Source organism: Mesorhizobium sp. WSM4821 (assembly GCF_055901555.1).
This window is the reverse complement of sequence record NZ_CM148371.1, coordinates 6625852-6644285: the sequence shown is the minus strand read 5'-3', so window position 1 is coordinate 6644285 and position 18434 is coordinate 6625852. Positions and strand designations below refer to the sequence as shown.

17 protein-coding genes and 1 pseudogene are annotated in these 18434 nt (G+C 62.4%); 9 read left to right on the top strand and 9 right to left on the bottom strand.

The annotated features are described in order from the left end of the window. Nucleotides 1-32 precede the first annotated feature (32 nt). Complete coding sequence (locus AC0NID_RS32495; protein WP_473454300.1) at nt 33-623, top strand: TetR/AcrR family transcriptional regulator; 591 nt, start codon at nt 33-35, stop codon at nt 621-623. A 489-nt stretch (nt 624-1112) separates the two neighbouring features. Here the strand turns inward: AC0NID_RS32495 and AC0NID_RS32490 are convergent, their stop codons facing one another. After that, nucleotides 1113-2783 carry a winged helix-turn-helix domain-containing protein gene (locus AC0NID_RS32490; protein ID WP_473454299.1) on the bottom strand — a complete coding sequence of 557 codons (1671 nt, stop codon included), beginning with the start codon at nt 2781-2783 and terminating at the stop codon, nt 1113-1115. Between the two features lie 89 nt (nt 2784-2872). Here AC0NID_RS32490 and AC0NID_RS32485 point away from each other — a divergent pair, with 89 nt between their 5' ends. After that, complete coding sequence (locus AC0NID_RS32485) at nt 2873-3226, top strand: hypothetical protein (protein ID WP_473454298.1); 354 nt, start codon at nt 2873-2875, stop codon at nt 3224-3226. A 162-nt stretch (nt 3227-3388) separates the two neighbouring features. Here the strand turns inward: AC0NID_RS32485 and AC0NID_RS32480 are convergent, their stop codons facing one another. From AC0NID_RS32480 to AC0NID_RS32450, 7 genes are all read right to left on the bottom strand, one after another. Further along, nucleotides 3389-4411, bottom strand: coding sequence for a LacI family DNA-binding transcriptional regulator (locus AC0NID_RS32480; protein ID WP_473454297.1), 1023 nt, complete (start codon nt 4409-4411; stop codon nt 3389-3391). Nucleotides 4412-4477: 66 nt separating this feature from the next. Beyond that, nucleotides 4478-5272 (bottom strand): ATP-binding cassette domain-containing protein, encoded by a 795-nt coding sequence (locus tag AC0NID_RS32475; RefSeq protein WP_473454296.1) that lies wholly within the window; start codon nt 5270-5272, stop codon nt 4478-4480. Between the two features lie 3 nt (nt 5273-5275). After that, complete coding sequence (locus AC0NID_RS32470; RefSeq protein ID WP_473454295.1) at nt 5276-6262, bottom strand: ABC transporter permease; 987 nt, start codon at nt 6260-6262, stop codon at nt 5276-5278. Nucleotides 6263-6386: 124 nt separating this feature from the next. After that, the gene (locus tag AC0NID_RS32465) at nt 6387-7319 is read right to left on the bottom strand and encodes a substrate-binding domain-containing protein (RefSeq protein ID WP_473454294.1); all 933 of its coding nucleotides are present in this window, start codon (nt 7317-7319) and stop codon (nt 6387-6389) included. A gap of 239 nt (nt 7320-7558) precedes the next feature. Then, the gene (locus AC0NID_RS32460; RefSeq protein WP_473454293.1) at nt 7559-8353 is read right to left on the bottom strand and encodes an SDR family oxidoreductase; all 795 of its coding nucleotides are present in this window, start codon (nt 8351-8353) and stop codon (nt 7559-7561) included. 78 nt (nt 8354-8431) lie between these two features. Next, on the bottom strand, nt 8432-9589 hold the full coding sequence (locus AC0NID_RS32455) for a fumarylacetoacetate hydrolase family protein (protein ID WP_473454292.1): 1158 nt from the start codon (nt 9587-9589) through the stop codon (nt 8432-8434). Nucleotides 9590-9794: 205 nt separating this feature from the next. Continuing rightward, nucleotides 9795-10487 carry a FadR/GntR family transcriptional regulator gene (locus AC0NID_RS32450; protein WP_473454405.1) on the bottom strand — a complete coding sequence of 231 codons (693 nt, stop codon included), beginning with the start codon at nt 10485-10487 and terminating at the stop codon, nt 9795-9797. Between the two features lie 177 nt (nt 10488-10664). Between AC0NID_RS32450 and AC0NID_RS32445 the strand changes: the two genes are divergently transcribed. Genes AC0NID_RS32445 through AC0NID_RS32415 form a run of 7 tightly spaced genes read left to right on the top strand, consistent with a single transcriptional unit; the run spans nt 10665 to nt 17292 of the window. Next, the gene (locus AC0NID_RS32445) at nt 10665-11660 is read left to right on the top strand and encodes an ABC transporter substrate-binding protein (RefSeq protein ID WP_473454291.1); all 996 of its coding nucleotides are present in this window, start codon (nt 10665-10667) and stop codon (nt 11658-11660) included. A gap of 13 nt (nt 11661-11673) precedes the next feature. Continuing rightward, on the top strand, nt 11674-12501 hold the full coding sequence (locus AC0NID_RS32440) for an ABC transporter permease (protein ID WP_473454290.1): 828 nt from the start codon (nt 11674-11676) through the stop codon (nt 12499-12501). Between the two features lies 1 nt (nt 12502). Beyond that, entirely contained in the window at nt 12503-13306 is an 804-nt protein-coding gene (locus AC0NID_RS32435) for an ABC transporter ATP-binding protein (RefSeq protein WP_473454404.1), read from the top strand. 6 nt (nt 13307-13312) lie between these two features. After that, nucleotides 13313-14068 (top strand): ABC transporter permease, encoded by a 756-nt coding sequence (locus tag AC0NID_RS32430; protein ID WP_473454289.1) that lies wholly within the window; start codon nt 13313-13315, stop codon nt 14066-14068. Between the two features lie 2 nt (nt 14069-14070). Then, a complete protein-coding gene (locus tag AC0NID_RS32425; protein ID WP_473454403.1) occupies nt 14071-14769 on the top strand; it encodes a fumarylacetoacetate hydrolase family protein in 699 nt (232 codons plus the stop codon). Continuing rightward, nucleotides 14762-16294 carry an acyl--CoA ligase gene (locus AC0NID_RS32420; RefSeq protein WP_473454288.1) on the top strand — a complete coding sequence of 511 codons (1533 nt, stop codon included), beginning with the start codon at nt 14762-14764 and terminating at the stop codon, nt 16292-16294. The genes AC0NID_RS32425 and AC0NID_RS32420 overlap by 8 nt, the downstream gene beginning before the upstream one ends. A gap of 2 nt (nt 16295-16296) precedes the next feature. Then, complete coding sequence (locus AC0NID_RS32415) at nt 16297-17292, top strand: 2-dehydropantoate 2-reductase (protein WP_473454287.1); 996 nt, start codon at nt 16297-16299, stop codon at nt 17290-17292. Between the two features lie 15 nt (nt 17293-17307). On the opposite strand, the pseudogene AC0NID_RS32410 reads toward AC0NID_RS32415, so the two are convergent. Next, a pseudogene (locus tag AC0NID_RS32410) lies at nt 17308-17714 on the bottom strand (type II toxin-antitoxin system VapC family toxin). Nucleotides 17715-18434 lie beyond the last annotated feature (720 nt).

Genomic DNA, 18434 nt, shown 5'->3' with positions numbered 1-18434 from the left:
TTTCAGGAAACCGGAAAAACAAGGAGGTTTCGATGGAAGACGGCACGGTGGAACGCATCCGCCCCCGGGATAGGATCCTGGAGACGGCGCGGGATATGTTTCACAAGCATGGCATCAAGGGCGTCGGCGTCGATGCGATTACCGAGGCCGCCGGCACCAACAAGATGACGCTCTACCGTCATTTCGAGTCCAAGGACGATCTGGTCATCGAGTGCCTGCGAGCGACCGCATGCAAGGCCGGTGCGATGTGGGACGCATTTGAGGCTGAGTACCCTGGCGACAAGCTCGCCCAATTGCACGCCTGGGTTCGCAAGGCTGCCGATATGCTCAATGCTGACAGTCGTGGCTGCGACATGGCCAATGCCGCCATCGAATTGAGCGAGACCGATCACCCGGCGAGGCGCGTAATCAAGGAACTCAAGGAGGCTCAGCGCGACCGCCTGGTGAATCTGTGTCGGGAGGCCGGCGTCGGCCAGGCGGAACTTCTCGCCGATACATTGTCGCTGTTGCTTGAAGGCGCTCGCGTCAGCCTTCAAAGCGTCGGAGCCGAGGGCCCCAGCGCGCAATTCGTCCGCATGGCGGAAGGCCTGATCGCGTCCTTCAGGGGCGCTGCGGCCAGATAGATATCGCCGTTGATGCACGGGTGGCGACACGGCGCTGCCCGTTAGCCCATCGCCATGGCGCTTTCCAACGGTCATCCGATGAAACAAAAAGCCCGCTGCCGGGAGGAGGTGGCAGCGGGCTTGATTTCGAATACGGCACGGGAGGAGGTGTACCGCACTCAGCGTCGGCATCGCATCTGGGAGGAGTAGATGGCCGACACCTGCGAAACTACGGGTTGCCCAATGAGTCGGCAACTGCGAAAGATGCATAGCAGACGTGCAGATTTGCGGTATCAACCGATTTTAAGGTAGTGCTCAGTTTGAATTCGGCTCCCGGCCATGCGAAGTTCGGCTCCGAGAGCACCATGGCGCAAGAATGCCCCGCCGACGTAAGGCCTCGAGATTTCCTGCGGGAGATGACACTTGAGGGCCACCAGCGCTCAATGAAACAAAGGGCTCGACGGTTGTTTGCCGCCACTTGGCTTCTGCCCGGCGACATACGGTCGGCCGTCACTCCGGCAAGCCGGCGAAACGCATGTGTTCGATCCAGCGCTCGAGGCTGGGAGCGGCCCACATCTTCCCCCACTGCTTGCGTTGCTTGCTGATGGAGTCGCCGGGCGAGTCTTTGAGAAAAACCGCAAGCGCTTCCTTTGCCTCTCGCTTGTTTCCCAGACAAGCGTGGATTCCCGCAAGCATTCGGTGTGCGCCGCTCGGGATTCTGGACATTTTCCGCATCGCCGTCAGCGCGGCCTCGCAATCGTTCTTTTCCCAGAGCGCCCAGCCCATGTCCCAGTGGTACCATTCAGGGTGGAAAGGATCGATGCCCATGGCCTGCTTGATCCGATCGATAGCTTCGTCGGTGCGGCCAACATTCAGCAGCGGGGATGCACTGGCGGCGAGGACATTCGAGGCGCTGGGATTGAGGGCGATCGCCTGATCGTACCGCGCAATGGCCTGCTCGATCTCTCCGGCTTCGGTATGGATTTTGGCGCGGGCATAATGCGCGTTGGCATCGTCCGGAGCGAGATGGAGAGCCTTGTCGGCGTATTCGGCGGCGTGCTTCAACGCCTCGTCGGGGTTGTATTCCTGCTTGTGCCAGAAAACCGCGTCATTGCGATAGTGGAAGGCCATTCCGATATAGCCGAACTGGGCGTTCGGATCCGCTTCGATCGCCTTGAGGCTGAACTGCCGCAGTAGCTCGTTCCCAGCGGCGGAGTTATCTTTTTCGAGCTCGGCAAACCCCATCATGACATAGCGGAGCGCGCTGACCTGCGCGGCATCGCTCTGTGGCAAGGGTCGCTCGATCCTGCGCCCGACCCGATCCGCAAGAGTGCGGATGATCAGTTCCTGGACCACGAAAAGATCGCCAATCTCCTGGTTGTAGGTGTTGGCCCAGACATGCGATCCGTCATGCGCGTTCAGCAACTGGGCGGTCACTTTCAGCCGGTCTCCGATCTTCTGCTGGCTGCCTTCGAGCAGGTAGTCGACGCCGAGTTCTTCTCCGATCTGCCTGGCATCAGTCGGATGGCCGCGGTACCTGAAGCTCGAGTTCCGGGCGATGACGGTGTAAGTCTTGCTCCGTGCCAGCTCGGTGATGATCCCTTCGGCGACGGCATCGCTGAGATATCCCTTATCCTCACCAGTACTGAAGTCCTCGAAGGGAAGCACCGCGATCCTCGACATGTCGCTCGAAGGAATTGGAGTGGCTCGCCATATATCCGCGCCGTAGTATGCGCCGATCGCTGCCGCAACGAGAACGAGTGTCCCAAGGACGAAGCTACGGCGCGGGGATCGCACTCGCGAAGGCCCTACGCCGGCAATGGTGGTCGACCCTGCTGAGTCCGATGAATCGGCATTCAGCCGGTAACCTCTCTTTGGGAGGGTCTCCACGATCACGTGCCTGTGGTCCCCCAACGCGCGGCGAATATCGGCAATGCATTGAGTAAGGCTGTCGTCGGTCACGAAGGTATCGGGCCAGACCGCCTGCATCAGCGCATCCTTGGACACGACCTCGCCCGGTCGCGAAGTGAGCAAGGAGAGCACCTCGGCAGTCTGGCTGCGCAGATTGACCGCTTTGCCTTCGACGGTTCGGAGTTCTCTGCTTTTCGCAAGAAAGACAAAACCGCCGAACGTGATCGTTTCAGCAGATTTCGGCTCAATTTCAGAAGCCGTTCGGGACATTTCACCCTCCTGGCGCGCTTCCTGGCGCAGCCAATTCGGTCGTCGCGTCCAACTGATCCCAACAGCACCGGATTGGAAAGGAGGATAACATGAAAAGCACCAAGCTCGTCATCGCTCTCGCTCTTCTTTTAGCAAATCAAACGGTTGCAAAGGCGGATTCCCGCATCGCAAGGTTCTGTGGCCCAGACCATGGCAACGAGGTTGCGTCAGAAGATGACGTCCGTCCCAATCCCGACGGTTTCTATGTCACCAGCCTCAGGGAGCAAGTCAGCGAAGGCGACCCTCGCATAATCCTGAGCACTAGTGACGACTTCTATCTCTGCACGCGATCGGCCGCGACCCCCGATATGGACACGACGAAGGCGCTGTTGTTGATGCACGAACGCGCCGTCGGGTACCTCTTCGTGCCAGTCATTCGGCGTGACACACGCGGACCATCCTGACCGCCGCCCAACCGCAATGCGCGTTTGGCCACTGATCGAACCTAAGTCCGACGCGCCAATTGAGTATTTAACGCCGGTGCAACTGATCTCGATGGACTGGCCGGCAATCAGTCGTTCTCGTCGCCGGCCAGGCGGGGCAGAGTGACGTCCCTTTGCGCGGCATCACTGTACCGGGACGTTTTCCCTAAAGATCAGGCGGGGTTCGATGAATTTCCGCGTCAAATAGGGCGCCGAGGATGCGATCGAGCCGAGCAGGCGAATGACAGACTGCTCGGCGATCAGCCGCGCATTCTGGTCGATGACGACATCGAGCAGATCGTCGACGAGATAGCCGCGCGTCGCCTTTGTCAGGTCATGGCAGATGAACACCGGCTTCCTTTGCGGCCTGGCTTCCAGCAGCGCTTTCGCCACGCCGGAGCGTCCGGCGCCGACGCAATAGATGCCGAGCAGCTCCGGCTCGTTGTGCAGCGCCTGCATCGTCGCCGTGTAGCTGATGTCAGGCTCGTCGTTGATCTCGACGGCGCTGGTGACGGTCAGCTTGGGGAACTCCTCGCTGAGCACGGAGCGAAAGCCCATTTCGCGCTCCTCGTGCCCGCGATAGGAGCGTGAGCCGACGACCATTGCCAGATGGCCGGGGCGTCCGCCCAGGAAGCGCCCCATCAAAAGGGCCGCGGTGCGCCCGGCCACGCGATTGTCGATGCCGACATAGGCCGATCGCGGTGCGCCCGGAACATCCGACACCAGCGTGACCAGGCGGATGCCGGCCTCGACGATCTCGCGCAGGATGTTGCGCGTTCTTGGATGGTCGATCGCGATGACGCCGACGCCGTTTGCCTTGAGCGAGAGGTTTTCGACGGCCGTCTGCAACGCGCTCGGCGCGATGCCGGCGAGCTTGTGGATCCGGCAGGAGGCGACGAGCGGCAGGCGCGCCGCATAATCCTCGATATGATTTGCCAGGTCCATCATGAAGGCATTGGAGCCGATCGGCAGGAAGAACTCGAGATGCGCTGGCCGCGAGGGCAGCGTAACCTGATCCACGACCGGCAAATAGCCGAGCTGCTTGGCCGCCTCCATCACCCGCTGCCGGTTTGCCGCACTTGCGCCCGGCCGGTTGTTCAGCACCCGGTCGACCGTCGCGGTCGACAGCCCGCAGCTTTTGGCGATGTCCGCAACGGTGGCTTTCATTGTCACAGTCATAGGAGCTGATGCGATCCTGTGCCAGACATGCGGCCAACCGGCTTGCGCCCGCCCTCAGCCCTGCGATTGCTTGCCCTGCACGATCGCCTCGTGGATCTCCTCGTCGGACATGCCGGTGATGATCCGTTCGACCTCGGCGACGCTGGTGTTCTTCGGGTCGATGTCGTCGGCCACCACCTTGCCGCGGCGCATGACGACGATGCGGTCGACCACCTGGAAGACGTGGTGGATGTTGTGGGCGATGAAGATGCAGGAATGGCCCGAATCGCGGGCGCTTCGCACGAAGCTCAGCACCCCTTGCGTCTCGGCGACGCCGAGATTGTTGGTCGGCTCGTCAAGGATGATGAGGTCGCTGTCGAAATGCATGGCGCGCGCGATCGCCACCGCCTGCCGCTCGCCGCCCGAGAGTGAGCCGATCGGCGTGGTCGGCGGAATGTTCTTCGAGATGCCGACCTGCTTGAGCAGATCGCGGGCGACGACGTTCATCGCCTCCTGGTCCATCCGGTTGAGGAAACGCGGCGGTTTGATCGGCTCACGCCCGAGGAACAGGTTGCGCGCGATCGACAATTGCGTGACCAGTGCCGAGTCCTGGTAGATCGTTTCGATGCCGTGGGCGATGGCGTCGCTGGTGCTGCGGAAGTCCACCTTCCTGCCGCGGATGAAGATGTCGCCGGTGGTCAGTGGAACTGCACCCGACAACACCTTGATCAGCGTCGACTTGCCGGCGCCATTGTCGCCGAGCAGGCCGACGATCTCCCTTTCGTTGACATGGAAATTGGTGTCCACCAGCGCTTGCACGCGCCCGTAGGACTTGCGGATGTTTCTCATGCGGACAAGCGGTTCAGCCATGGTTCAAGTCCCCGCCTGATGTCGGCGTTCCAGCCAGGAATGGAGCGCCATCATGCCGAGAATGATCGCGCCGATGAAGATGTTGTAGGCAAGGCCGGGCACGCCGATCAGCACGATACCGTTGCGCATCACGCGCAGGATAAGGATGCCGAGTACGGTACCGATGATGGTGCCGCGACCGCCGGTCAGTGCCGTGCCGCCGATCACCACCATGGCGATGACTTCGAGCTCGTAACCTGTGCCGCTGTTGGGGTTGGCCGCCGAGGTGCGCAGCGAACTGATGATGCCGGCCAGCGAAGCCATGATCGACGACAGGATGAACAGGCCGATCTTGACGCCGCTGACATTGACGCCGCGCGCCCTTGCCGCGCTGGGGTTGCCGCCGGCCGCCTGGATCCAGTTGCCGGTCCGGCTTTGCGTCAGAACGTAGCCGAGGGCGATCGCGGCTGCGATGAACCAGAACAGCGACATGTAGATGCGGAACGGCCCGATAAAGAAATCGCCGACCAGCGCCTCGGCGAGCCAGCTGCCTTCGGCGCTCCAGGTCCGCTGCGGAAATCCGTTGGTGACGAACAGAGCGGTGCCGCGCACCACCAGCAGCATGCCGAGCGTCACCAGGAAGGACGGGATCTTGAGCTGCGTCACGAACCAGCCATTGACCAGCCCGATGAAGGCGGCAGTCAGCAAGGCCACGACGAAGCCGGCTTCCAGCGAGGTGAGGCCGCTGTTGAAGAGCGTCCACATCAAGACCGGCGAGAAGCCGAACAGCGATCCGACCGAGAGATCGAATTCGCCTGATGTCATCAACAGCGTCATCGCCAGCGCAATCAGGCCGAGTTCGACCGTGAAGGCCAGTATGTTGCTGATGTTCTGCGGCGACAGGAAGTCGTGGTTTAATCCCCAGAACACGGCGAGTTCGACAACGAGCAGCACGAAGGGCCCGAATTCCGGCCTCGCGATCGAGCGTTGGATGATGGAGCGATTTTCCACGTTGACCCCGCGATAGGATGGAATTGGCCGGAACCCAGCGCCGCATCAAGCGGGTTTCGAGGCTCGGCGGATTGATGGGGATGATCGCTGCGGCAGCACCGCCGCAATCATCCCGATCGCGGTTTTATTTGCCGGACAAGATGTCGTCGTAGACCTGCGCGGTGTCCTTTTCGTAGAGCGCGCCGGTGATCACGTCGAAGCCGGGCGGAATGCCGCTGGCGGCCATATTGGCGAGCGAGAGCGCGACATAGCTGGTCGCCTGCGGATCCTGCCATTGCCCGGCATTGACGTAGCCGGTCAGCACCTCCTGGGTGGTGTCGAGCGAGTTGCCCCAGCCCACGACCGGGATTTCGCCTGGCTGAATGCCGGCCTGGTCGAACACCCGCTTGATCGAGCCGGTCACCAGATCGCCGAGGCCGATGATTGCCTTGACCTTGGCCCTGTTGGCGGTGAGGTAGTCGACCATGCGGTTGATCGCTTCGGCCTGGTCGAGCGTGGCTTCGGTGATTTCATAGGTGATGCCGAGCGGCTCGAACACGCTCTTGATGCCCTCTTCTTCCTGGACGCCATAGGTGGCGCCGGGGATTTCGACCGGCATCCAGACGAAATCGCCTTTCTTCACCAGCCCCTTGTCGACCAGATACTGCGCCCAGTTCTTGCCGAAGGTCACGTTGTCGCCGCCGACATAGGCGTTGAAATCCGCCTTCGGATCGGGCGTGTTGAAGTTGATGATCGGGATGTTTGCCGCCCGTGCCTCCTTGACGATCTCGATAAGGCTGCCCGGGTCGGGGCTGGTGGTGGTGATGCCGTCGGCCTTTGCGGCGATGGCCGCGCGGACAGCTTCCTGCTGGGACGCCACGTCGCCATTGTGGAACGAGGTGTTGACGGTGTTGCCGGTGTCCGTCGCCCACTGCTTGGCGCCGGCGAGGAAGTAGGTCCAGACCGGATCGGCCGGGCCGCCATGCGAAATCCAGTAGAAGGTCTTGGCCTGTGCGGCCGCCGGAATGGCCAGCGCCACGATCAGGCCGAATACGAATAGTCGTAGCCTTGTCAGCATTTGATTTCCTCCCATTTGAAAAAACTCCTCCACCTCGGACGACGATCACGGCAAACCCCGTTCGTATTTCTTGCCAGCGCCGATCTGGATGCGTCAGAGCATCCGCTTTTTCGACGTAAGGCAAGCCTCCATCTGCCAGTGGTAGTTGGCGCAACCCGAGGCGCCATCAGCGCTCCCATCAGATTGCATCAGTTTGGGTGATAATTTTCCGGTCAGGCTGACGATCGGCATTGCAACCGTCATGCAATACCGCGCGGCGGCGCGCCGAGCACGGATTGCTCCAGGTCGATCAGCGATCCGGTCATCAGCCCGGAGACGTCGCTGAGCAGGAACAGCGTTAGCTGGGCGACTTCGTCCATGGTCAGCAATCGACCAAGCGGCAGGCCGGCAGCGGCGATCTTTGCCCAGTTTTCGCCCTTGCCCAGCGTGCGCGCCTGCATCTCTTGTTCGGCCGGTGTCGCTACCCAGCCCATGTTGATGCCGTTGACGCGGATGCGATCGGAAAGATGCGCGTTGGCAATGTTTCTGGTCAGGGTCGAAAGCGCGCCCTTGGTGGCGGAATAGATTGCAAGGTCCGGCGCACCGCAATGCGCATTCACCGACAGGATGTTGACGATAGCGCCCGCCGCCCGCCGTGTCTTCATGTCGGCTACGGCCGCCTGCATGAGGAAGAACGGCGCACGCGCATTGACGGCAAACAACCTGTCCCAGTCGTCGATTGTGCCAGTTTCCAGCGAGGCCCGGTCGGTGAGAGCGGCGGCGTTCACCAGACAATCGATGCGGCCGAGTCTTTTGATCGCTTCCGCCATGACGGCTGCAGGCGCGGCCGGATCTGCAAGGTCGGCCTGGATGAAGACGACGGGCCGGCCTGGTCGTGAAAGCTCGTCGACGATGCGTCCGCCACGCTCGGCATTGCGGCCGACAATGGCGATCCCTTCGCTGCCGCCGGCTGAGGCCAGCCGGGCGATGGTCTCTCCAAGCCCTTGCGTTCCGCCGGTAACGACAAGGGTCTTGCCCTCAAGAGCGACGATCAATGGACTCTCCCGGATGCCGACGAGCAGGTATTTCCAATCAGGGAATTTTAGAAATCTATCGGATGTTAGGCTGGGGGACTAGATGAGGTCGGCCCTGGCGAGGTCGCGCATCAGATGGCTGGCGCCGTAGGTCCAATGGGGACAGTCGGGCGACAGCCGCACCCGATTGACCAGGGCGCCGAACTTCTCCGACGAGATGGTGACGATGTCGCCGACCTTGTGCGTAAAACCCTTGCCCTTTTCGCCGCGATCCTTCGACGGCACGAACATGGTGCCAAGATAGAGCGCCAGGCCGTCCGGATACTGGTGATGCGGACCCATGGCGGCGGCGACCAGCTCTTCCGGCGAGCGGCTGATCTCGGCCATCGAGCTGGCGCCCTCCAGCGAAAACCCGTCCTCGCCCTCGACCTTCAGGCGCACGATGGCCTGCTTCACGTCATCGATGGAAAATGTTGCATCGAACAGTCGGATGAACGGGCCGAGCGCCGCCGAGGCGTTATTGTCCTTGGCCTTGCCGAGCAACAGCGCCGAACGCCCTTCGACGTCGCGCAGATTGACGTCGTTGCCCAGCGTCGCGCCGACGATCCTGCCGCTGCTGGCGGCGATCATGGCGATCTCCGGCTCCGGGTTGTTCCAGGTGGAAACCGGATGCAAGCCGACGTCGGCGCCGAAGCCGACCGATGCCAGCGGTTGGCATTTGGTGAAAATCTCGGCATCGGGGCCGATACCCACTTCCAGGTATTGCGACCAGGCGCCGCGCTGGATGAGCTTCGCCTTGATCTCCATCGCCTCCGGCGAGCCGGGCCTGAGCTTGGACAGATCGTGGCCGATCAGCCCGGCAATGTCGGCGCGAATTGCGTCCGCCTTCTCCGCCGAGCCGCGCGCCTGCTCCTCGATGACCCGTTCGAGCAGGCTGACGACGAAGGTGACGCCCGACGCCTTGACCGCCTGCAGGTCGACCGGAGAAAGCAGGTATGGTTTTTGCGGATCGCGCGCGGCCTGGAAACTGTTGGCGGCGATCGCGTCAAGAGATCCGATCGGTTCGCCCCCGGCAGCGTGGACGTAACCTGCCGGGTCCGGCATTTCGCAGACGTCGCGCACAGTTGGTGCCATGCTCGACGTGATGTCGAACACCGTCCCGTCGCGCACCGAGACCACCAGCGGATGGGACGTATCGCTTGTCCTGGCGCGGCCGATGAAGAGGCCCTCATCGGGCAGGAGAGTGGTGTTGGTCATGGCTTGCGGTCCTCTGCTGTCTTGTTCTGCTGCGACGGTCGTCGCCGCCGGACCCATGGCTCGCCAAAAGCTGGCCGGCGGCGGCGGCACTTTCAACAAATTCCCGCCAAAGGTCTATCCCGTTCCTTGAGGTCGAGCCCCTCCGCTGCATTTCGCACCGGCCGCACCGAAACGACCGCGGCGCTGCAGTGTGGCCAGTCCGAAACTATTCGGCGGCTTCGCGGACAGGGATCAGGCGCCGCTCGACCTGTTGGAGATGCAGACGCATCGCCGCGGCAGCGCCGCCGAGGTCGCGCTCGGCTATCGCTTCGACGATCCGTTCATGGTCGCCGAAGCTGTGATGGTCTGCCGGCGGGCGGGCGCCCTCTGAGCGAAGGCGTCCCCAGACCACGGTCCGGCGCACGGCGTTCAGGACATCGAACAGCCCGAGCAGCACATTGTTGCGGCTCGCCTGCGCAATCTGCCGGTGGAGCAGATTGTCGATGTTCTCATACTGCCGCCATGTGCCGGCTTCCCGCGTCTGCACCAGCGATTGCCGCATCGCAGCGATGTCGGACAGCGTGGCGTGCAGCGCCGCCTCGCGTGCGATCTCGGGCTCGATGATGAGACGCGCACGCATCACGTCGGCCGGATTGGTGCGCCCGGCGATTTCGGAAATGCCGATCGTCTCCTCGACCGGTCCGCTGCCGACGAAGGTGCCCCTGCCGACGTGACGCCAGATGCGACCGTCTTTCTCGAGCACCGCCAGCGCCTTGCGCAGATCGCCGCGCGAAACGCCGAGGCTCTCGGACAGCTCCCGCTCGGCAGGCAGCCGCGTTTCCCCGGAATGGTCCATCTGGGCGAGGTAGGCCTGAAGCTGAACCAGGGCGGCGTGGCCGCCATTGCCGGGATCGTCCATCATTTAACCAATTCGCATATGTTTTCCCTTTGTCGGTGTTAAAACGATTAGTGGAAACCGTCAACTGCCGAGTTTTCGGGCTCGGGCGTCCGACATAGCGCAGTTTCTCCTTGACCAATCTGCTCTGTGAGCTTAACCAATTAAGGCAATGGTTACAAGAAACGGGAGGAATGACAAATGGCCAGCGTATCCAGACGTACCATCTTTGCCGCCGCCTTCGCCGCGGTTTTGGCAAGTGCGGCGCCCTTTGCGGCCGCAAGTGCCGGCGACATGCGCATCGCATTCGGCGACCTTCCCGGGATCGAATCCATCCAGACACTCGCCGCGATAGAGCGCGCCAAGGAGCGCGGCGTGAATGTCGAACTCATCGTGCTGAACGACGAGGACCTGGCTGCGCAGGCGATTGTCGGCGGCCAGGCCGATGTCGGCATCGGCGCGCCCTATACGCTGATCCAGAAAGTGGGCGTGCCGATCCGCATTTTCGCGCAGATATCGACGCTGCGTTTCTTTCCTGTCGTCAACAGCGAGTTCTACAAGGAATGGAAGGATCTTGACGGGCAGGAAGTCGCCGTTCAGGCGCGCGGCTCCGGCACCGAGGCGGTCATGCTCCTGATGGCCAAAAATCACGGCATCAAGCTCGGCAACATCAGCTATGTCCCGGGTTCCGAGGTTCGCCGCAATGCGCTGCTCCAGGGGACGCTGAAGGCGTCGATCGTCGATGCAGCCAACAGACGTGCGCTCGAGGCCGAAGCCCCCGGCAAGTTCATCGTCTTGCCGGTCGAGGATCTCGGCGCCTCGGACGAAGCGCTTTTCGCGACCGCGGACTATCTGAAGAACAATGCCGCCGACGTCGACATCCTGGTCGAGGAACTGATGAAGACCGCGCGCGAAATAACCGAGAACCCGACCGTGGCGGTCGAATTCCGCAACAAATACAAACTCCTGCCGGATCTCGGCGCGGAGGCGGATGGCGAAATCACCGAATACTACAAGGAAACCGCGGAAGCCGGCAGTCTTGCGCTGAATGGCGGCGGAGCGGATGCGGCCGCCGACGACTTTGCCTTCTTCAGCGTTGCCGGCCAGATCGAAGGCGATCCCGCGAGCCTCAAGGTCGAGGACTTCTGGGATGTCTCGGTACTCGACCGCGCTGTCGCCAAGCTCGGCAAGAAATAGGCGGCCTGCCCGGATGGCCTTAAGCATCAGAACCGACGGCGAGGCTGCCGGCCTCGCTCCTCTTTCCAATCGCGGTGCAACGGGCGCTTTGTGGGACCAGCCAATCTTGCTCAGGCTTGTGTCGATCGCCCTTTTCGCGGGAATTTGGGAGGTCGCCGGTCGCATTCCCGTCAGCTTCGCCTTCCCAACCTTTTCCGACACGATCGTCGCGTTTTTCGGACTGCTCGCCGACGGGAGCTTGGCATCCGCCTATCTCTCGACACTGCAGCCGCTGGTGCTTGGCGTCGTCCTGTCGGCGTTCCTCGGTGTCGGCCTCGGCACGATCTGTGGCCTGTGGCGCACCGGTGAATGGCTGATGATCCCAGTGTTCATCGTGCTTCAGGCCGCGCCCGTCGCCGCCTTCATTCCGATGGTCACCTTCGTCTACGGGATCGGCATGACCGCAAAGACGCTCGCCGTCATGATCCTGGCGCTGCCGGTCATCGTGCTCAACACCTACAAGGCCGTGCGCAATGTCAACGAGTCGCTGCTCGTCATGTGCCGATCGTTCCTGGGCACACGTTGGCAGACCGTTGCCAAGATAATTCTTCCCGACGCCAGCCCGGTGATCTTTGCCGGTTTGCGCCTCGGTGTCGCTGCCGGGTTCGTCGGCGTGGTGCTCGCCGAACTGCTGATCACCCCGACCGGCATCGGCGACCTCATCACGTTCCACCGCTCGCGCGCAGATTATGCCGAGATGTACGCAACAATTGCCTCGATCATTGCGCTTTCCACCCTGACGCTTGTCTTTCTGCAGTGGGTGGAAGTCCGTGTTTTCAGGCCGGAGAGTAGAGGTGCTTGATATGGGCGCGACCGCATTGCGAAACGGACCGTCTCCGGTTCCCGCACCGATCGATTCAATCGTCGAGGTGAGGGGAATTTCCAAGGCCTACGGCAACGTCGAGGCCCTGCGCGGCATCGACCTCGACTTTCCAAGGGGCAAGCTGACCAGCCTTCTCGGACCCAGCGGTTGCGGAAAGACGACGCTGTTGAAGATCATAGCGGGTCTGATACGGGCCGATGGCGGAACCGTCGCGATCAACGGCAAGCGCGTCAGCGCACCAGGTCCCGAACGCGCTTTCGTGTTCCAGGACTTCGCGCTGATGCCTTGGGCGACCGTGACGCGCAACGTCGCCTTCGGCCTCGAACTGCGCGGCACCAGCAAGGCCGAGCGCGAGGAGACCGCCCGCCGCTATATCGCCGAGGTGGGCCTCGCCGGCTTTGAGGACAAATATCCCCACGAACTGTCGGGCGGCATGCGCCAGCGCGTCGGCCTGGCTCGGGCATTGTCGGTCGATGCCGACGTCCTGCTCCTCGATGAGCCGTTTTCGGCAGTCGACGAGCAGAACCGGCGCAAGTTCCAGGAGGACCTGATCCGGCTGCGCACCAACCAGAACAAGACCTTCATCTTCGTCACGCACTCGATCGAGGAGGCGGTCTACATCTCCGACCGCATCGTCTTGCTGTCGCCGCGGCCGGGCAGGGTTTCGCAGATCATCGAACCGGCAATCGACCGCTCCGGCGATCCGGAGCGCATTCACCGCGACAGGCACTATCTCGATACCGTCGAGGAGATATGGCAGGGGCTGAAGCAATATGTGGAATGATCGGCCATGACGTTGTTTGGATACCGCATACCGATGATGGCGTCCCTGCTCGTCTGGTGCGTCGTATGGGAAATCGTCGGCCGGCTGGACCTTGTCTTCATGCTGCCGCCCTTTAGCGAGGTGCTGGCTGCGGCGGTCGATCTCGTGCAGACCCCGTCCTGGCAGAGCGCCACGGTCACGACCCTTCGCGCCTTCGCCATGGGCATGGCCCTGTCGATCGTGATCGGCGTGCCGCTGGGCATCCTGATGGGACGCGTCAAGATCGCCGACGACCTGCTCGGCATGTGGGTCAACATCTTTTCAAGCGCGCCGCTTTCGGCGATCGTCCCGGTGCTGATGATCCTGTTCGGCTTCGGCGAGAAGACGATCGTTGCGGCGGTGTTCCTGTTTGCGATCTGGATCATCGTTCTCGACACCCGCGCCGGGGTCCGCCACATCTCGCCGTCGCTGATCGAAATGGCGCGTTCCTATGGCGCATCGCGCCCGGCGCTTTATACCAAGATCATCCTTTGGGCAGCGCTTCCGGAGATCCTTGCCGGCATCCGCCTTGGCCTCATCCGCGGCGTCAAGGGCGTCGTCATCGGCCAGTTGCTCGTCGCCATCGTCGGCTACGGCGCGCTGTTCGAGACCTTCTCGCGAAATTTCCGAATGGCCGAATTCTGGGCCCTTACCATCATCCTTTTTGCCTTCGCCCTGCTGGTTGCCGAACTGATCGAACGGGCCGAAGCCAAAGTCGAATATTATGCAGGAGCAAGACAGTGAACATGCACGGCACGACCTCAAGCTACGTCATCGAACCGACTGTGATCCCGGGCATCCCGGTGGCTGGAACCGACAAGTTGTTCCCGGTGCATCGGGTCTACTGCGTCGGGCGGAACTATGCCGCGCATGCAGTCGAGATGGGACACGACCCCAACAAGGAGCCGCCGTTCTTCTTCCAGAAGAACCCCGACAATCTCGATACGACAGGAAAATTTCCGTATCCTCCAGCCTCCACCGATGTCCATCACGAGATCGAAATGGTCGTGGCGCTGAAAAGCGGCGGTACGGATATCCCGGTCGAAAAGGCTCTGGACTGCGTGTTCGGTTATGGCGTAGGTCTCGACATGACGCGGCGCGACCTGCAAGCGAAGGCGAAGGACATGGGCCGTCCATGGGAGGTCGGCAAGGCTTTCGAGGCATCGGCGCCATGCACGCCACTGGTTCAGGCAAGCTCGATCGGCCATCCCGGCCAGGGAGCGATTTGGCTGGACGTCAATGGCGAGCGAAAACAGACCGGCGACCTCAACCAGATGATTTGGAAAGTTTCGGAAATGATCAGTTATCTGTCAGGGCTTTTCACGCTGATGCCGGGGGATATCATTCTTTCCGGCACGCCGGCCGGCGTCGGGGCGGTCACTCGCGGTGATGTTCTTCGCGGTCATATCGATGGCGTCGGCGACATAGAGGTTCGCGTTGTCTGAAGCCTCGATCGTTGAACGGCTTGCTGCCGGAGCGGACGACGCGCCGGCGATTTCGGCACCCGACCGGATCACGCTTACTCACGGCGGACTGCGCCGCCTGATCTTCGAAACGGCTGCGCGGCTCAATGCGCTCGGCCTCGGCCGCGACGACCGCGTCGCCATCGTTTTGCCGAACGGCCCGGAGATGGCGACGGCCTTTGTCGCCGTGGCGGCCGCCGCTTCGACGGCGCCGCTCAACCCGGCCTATCGGGCCGACGAGCTCGATTTTTATCTCAGCGATATCGGCGCGAAGGCGATCCTCGTTGCCGAGGGCGAAACTGGCCCCGCAGTGGCTGTTGCCGAGCGCCTGGGCATAGCAGTGCTGAGGCTCGTCGCGCAGGATGGCGCGCCGGCCGGCGCCTTCAGCATCGAGGGCAAACCGGTTGGCCCGTCGGTTTTGTCCGGACTGGCTGAGGATGGCGACATTGCATTGTTGCTGCACACGTCCGGCACCACGTCGCGGCCCAAGCTGGTGCCGCTCAGCCATGCCAATCTTGCCGCCTCGGCCGCCCATATTGGCGCAACACTCGGCCTGACGGCAGGCGATCGCTGCCTCAACATCATGCCGCTGTTCCACATCCATGGGTTGATCGCGGCGGTGCTGTCTTCGCTCGCTGCCGGCGGCAGCGTCTTCTGCACGCCGGGCTTCAACGCGCTGCGCTTCTTCCATTGGCTCAGCGAGGCGCGGCCGAGCTGGTACACGGCCGTACCGACCATGCATCAGGCGATCCTGCCGCGCGCGGCGCGCAATGCCGATGCGCTGGCGGCGGCGCCTTTGCGCTTCATCCGCTCGTCCTCGGCATCGCTGCCGCCGCAGGTAATGGCAGAGCTCGAGGCGACCTTCGCCTGCCCGGTGATCGAATCCTACGGCATGACGGAGGCCGCGCACCAGATGGCTTCGAACCGGCTGCCGCCGGGCCTGCGCAAGCCGGGCAGCGTCGGTGGCGCCGCCGGGCCGGAGGTGGCGGTGATGGCGCCGGACGGGCAAATGCTGAAGCCGGGTGAGACCGGTGAGATCGTCATTCGCGGGCCCAATGTGACCGCCGGGTACGAGAAGAATCCGGACGCCAATGCCACGGCCTTCGCCCATGGCTGGTTTCATACCGGCGACCAGGGCGTGCTCGACGAAGACGGCTATCTGCGCGTCACCGGCCGGCTCAAGGAGATCATCAACCGCGGCGGCGAGAAGATCTCGCCGCTCGAGGTCGATGACGTGCTGATGGACCATCCGGCGGTGGCGCAGGTCGTCACCTTCGCCACGCCGCATGACAAGCTCGGCGAGGAGGTCGCGGCTGCGATCGTGCTGCGCGAGGGCATGGCCGCCACCGAAGGCGACATCCGCAGCTTTGCCGCGATGCGGCTTGCCGACTTCAAGGTGCCGCGCATTGTCCTGATCCTGGACGAAATCCCGAAGGGCGCGACGGGCAAGCTGCAGCGCATCGGTCTCGCGACCAAACTCGGTCTTGCCAAACCCGGGCTTGGATAGTGATGCGAATCACCATTTTTGGCGCCGGCGCGATCGGCGGCTATCTCGCGGCCAAACTTGCCATGGCCGGCCGGGTCGATCTGTCGATCGTGGCGCGCGGCGCGCATCTCGACGCGATCAGGGCGGGCGGGCTTCGCCTGATCGAGGACAGTCATGAATCCATCGCCTCTGTCAGGGCGGCCGCGCAGGCGCAGGAGCTAGGCGTCCAGGACTATGTCGTGCTGGCGCTCAAGGCCCATTCGCTTGCACCAGCGCTCGACCAGATCGCGCCGCTGCTGGGCGAGGGGACGACCGTCGTCACCATGCAGAACGGCGTGCCGTGGTGGTATTTCCACAAGATCGGCGGCTCGCTCGAAGGCACACGGTTGCAAGCAGTGGATCCAGGTGGCGTCATCTGGGACCGGCTTGGACCTGACCGCGTCATCGGCTCGGTCGTCTATCCCGCGGCCGAGGTGGATGCGCCCGGCCTGGTCCGCCATATAGAGGGAAAGCGTTTTTCGCTTGGCGAACCTTCGGGCGAGAAGAGCGAACGCGTCACGCGGCTTGCCGAGGAGATGGTTGCGGCGGGGCTGCAGGCGCCGGTTCGCGACGACATCCGCAGCGAAATCTGGGTGAAGCTCTGGGGCAACCTCTCCTTCAACCCGATTTCCGCGCTGACCGGCAGCACGCTTGCGGCAATCGCAGCCGACGAAGCAACCCGCACGCTTGCCCGCGCCATGATGCTGGAGGCGCAAGCGATCGGCGAAAGCCTCGGCGTCCGTTTCCCGATAGCGGTCGACCGCCGCATCAAGGGTGCCGCCGACGTCGGCGAGCACAAGACGTCGATGCTGCAGGATCTAGAGCGCGGCCGTCCCATGGAGATCGACGCACTGGTGACGGCGGTCCAGGAGCTTGGCCGGCTGACCGGCCAGCCGACGCCCACCATCGACAGCGTGCTGGCGCTGGTGCGCCGCCTCGCCATCGAGCGCGGCTGCTATCTGATCGCGGCTGCTATCTGATATAGACACGAGTCGTCAGGCGCTCGCCTTTAAGAGGCGGGCGGAACGCCCTTGTGAAGAAAGAAGCCTCACAGCCTTTCTGTCGAAGGAAACGAAGACTTCCCCGCCCAGCCAGCTACCATCATAGGCAATCACACCATCAGCAAAATCACCACCAGCATCAAGACCGATAGACCAGCTTCAACTGCGGGCCGATTGACCACGACATTTTCCGTATTCAGCAGGGCACGGATCGCGGCGGAAATGTCCTCACAGGCAGTCTTATATTGGCGGGCCAAGACCCACGTGAATTCACAGAGTGATTGTAAGCTTACAGCCACGATATCCGCACGCGCCAGCAGCTCGATTGCGGCACTCGCCTGCTTGGCATCGTCAGCCACATAGGCGCGGAGCAGAACATTCGCATCAGCCGTGATTTTCATTGCTTGCCGGCCCCGACGGCCGCACCGGAATCGGCGATTGCCTCATTGATTTCCTCAATAGTGAGAACTTGGCCATTCGTCTTTCCTTTCAGGAAGCCATGAAGGTCCCGAAACGATCCCTTCGGCTTTGATGCCTTCAGCTCTGCCCGGCCATCCGGTAGCAAATCCAGTTCAATTTTTTCTCCCGGCTTGATGCCGAGGTGTGGAGCACATCTTTCCGAAAGTGACCTGCCCTCGTGCCGTTACGGTCAGTATCGTCATGGCAGAACCTCCTGGTTGGGTGTCTGAAATGTAATGCAAAAGTGCATTACGTTCCAGCGCCGGACTTCCCCGACTATCCGCCCATGGGGCCGGCAGGTTGCACTCAACGAACCGGTTTGCAGGCGTTTGCGCATTTTCCGATTGATGCCGGAGAGGGATAGCTATGAACGAGCTGCCGCAATTCGGAATTGGACCTCTTCCGCTGGAACGAGATGGACCGGCATCGGAATGACCGGTTTTTTTGCCATCCCTGTTGAAAGCGCGATCGCCGCCACGCTTGGCCGCCGGGCCGCCTCCTGGCGGACAAGCGTTGGGTTGCGAGGAAGACTGTTTCAAACAGAACGCTTGGATATGTGTTGGGCTCCGCGATCATGGGCTGCCGGGCTGCCTGGTCGAAATCGCTTGCCGCATTGGCTCAAGGATCACGGCAAAACCTTTCAATGCGAGTTTTGATCGCTT

What these genes read in the sequence shown, in the direction of transcription:
- AC0NID_RS32495 (WP_473454300.1), top strand. Translation starts at nt 33, where the DNA reads ATGGAAGACGGCACGGTGGAACGCATCCGCCCCCGGGATAGGATCCTG.
- AC0NID_RS32490 (WP_473454299.1), bottom strand. Translation starts at nt 2,783, where the DNA reads ATGTCCCGAACGGCTTCTGAAATTGAGCCGAAATCTGCTGAAACGATC.
- AC0NID_RS32485 (WP_473454298.1), top strand. Translation starts at nt 2,873, where the DNA reads ATGAAAAGCACCAAGCTCGTCATCGCTCTCGCTCTTCTTTTAGCAAAT.
- AC0NID_RS32480 (WP_473454297.1), bottom strand. Translation starts at nt 4,411, where the DNA reads ATGAAAGCCACCGTTGCGGACATCGCCAAAAGCTGCGGGCTGTCGACC.
- AC0NID_RS32475 (WP_473454296.1), bottom strand. Translation starts at nt 5,272, where the DNA reads ATGGCTGAACCGCTTGTCCGCATGAGAAACATCCGCAAGTCCTACGGG.
- AC0NID_RS32465 (WP_473454294.1), bottom strand. Translation starts at nt 7,319, where the DNA reads ATGCTGACAAGGCTACGACTATTCGTATTCGGCCTGATCGTGGCGCTG.
- AC0NID_RS32455 (WP_473454292.1), bottom strand. Translation starts at nt 9,589, where the DNA reads ATGACCAACACCACTCTCCTGCCCGATGAGGGCCTCTTCATCGGCCGC.
- AC0NID_RS32450 (WP_473454405.1), bottom strand. Translation starts at nt 10,487, where the DNA reads ATGGACGATCCCGGCAATGGCGGCCACGCCGCCCTGGTTCAGCTTCAG.
- AC0NID_RS32445 (WP_473454291.1), top strand. Translation starts at nt 10,665, where the DNA reads ATGGCCAGCGTATCCAGACGTACCATCTTTGCCGCCGCCTTCGCCGCG.
- AC0NID_RS32440 (WP_473454290.1), top strand. Translation starts at nt 11,674, where the DNA reads ATGGCCTTAAGCATCAGAACCGACGGCGAGGCTGCCGGCCTCGCTCCT.
- AC0NID_RS32435 (WP_473454404.1), top strand. Translation starts at nt 12,503, where the DNA reads ATGGGCGCGACCGCATTGCGAAACGGACCGTCTCCGGTTCCCGCACCG.
- AC0NID_RS32430 (WP_473454289.1), top strand. Translation starts at nt 13,313, where the DNA reads ATGACGTTGTTTGGATACCGCATACCGATGATGGCGTCCCTGCTCGTC.
- AC0NID_RS32425 (WP_473454403.1), top strand. Translation starts at nt 14,071, where the DNA reads ATGCACGGCACGACCTCAAGCTACGTCATCGAACCGACTGTGATCCCG.
- AC0NID_RS32415 (WP_473454287.1), top strand. Translation starts at nt 16,297, where the DNA reads ATGCGAATCACCATTTTTGGCGCCGGCGCGATCGGCGGCTATCTCGCG.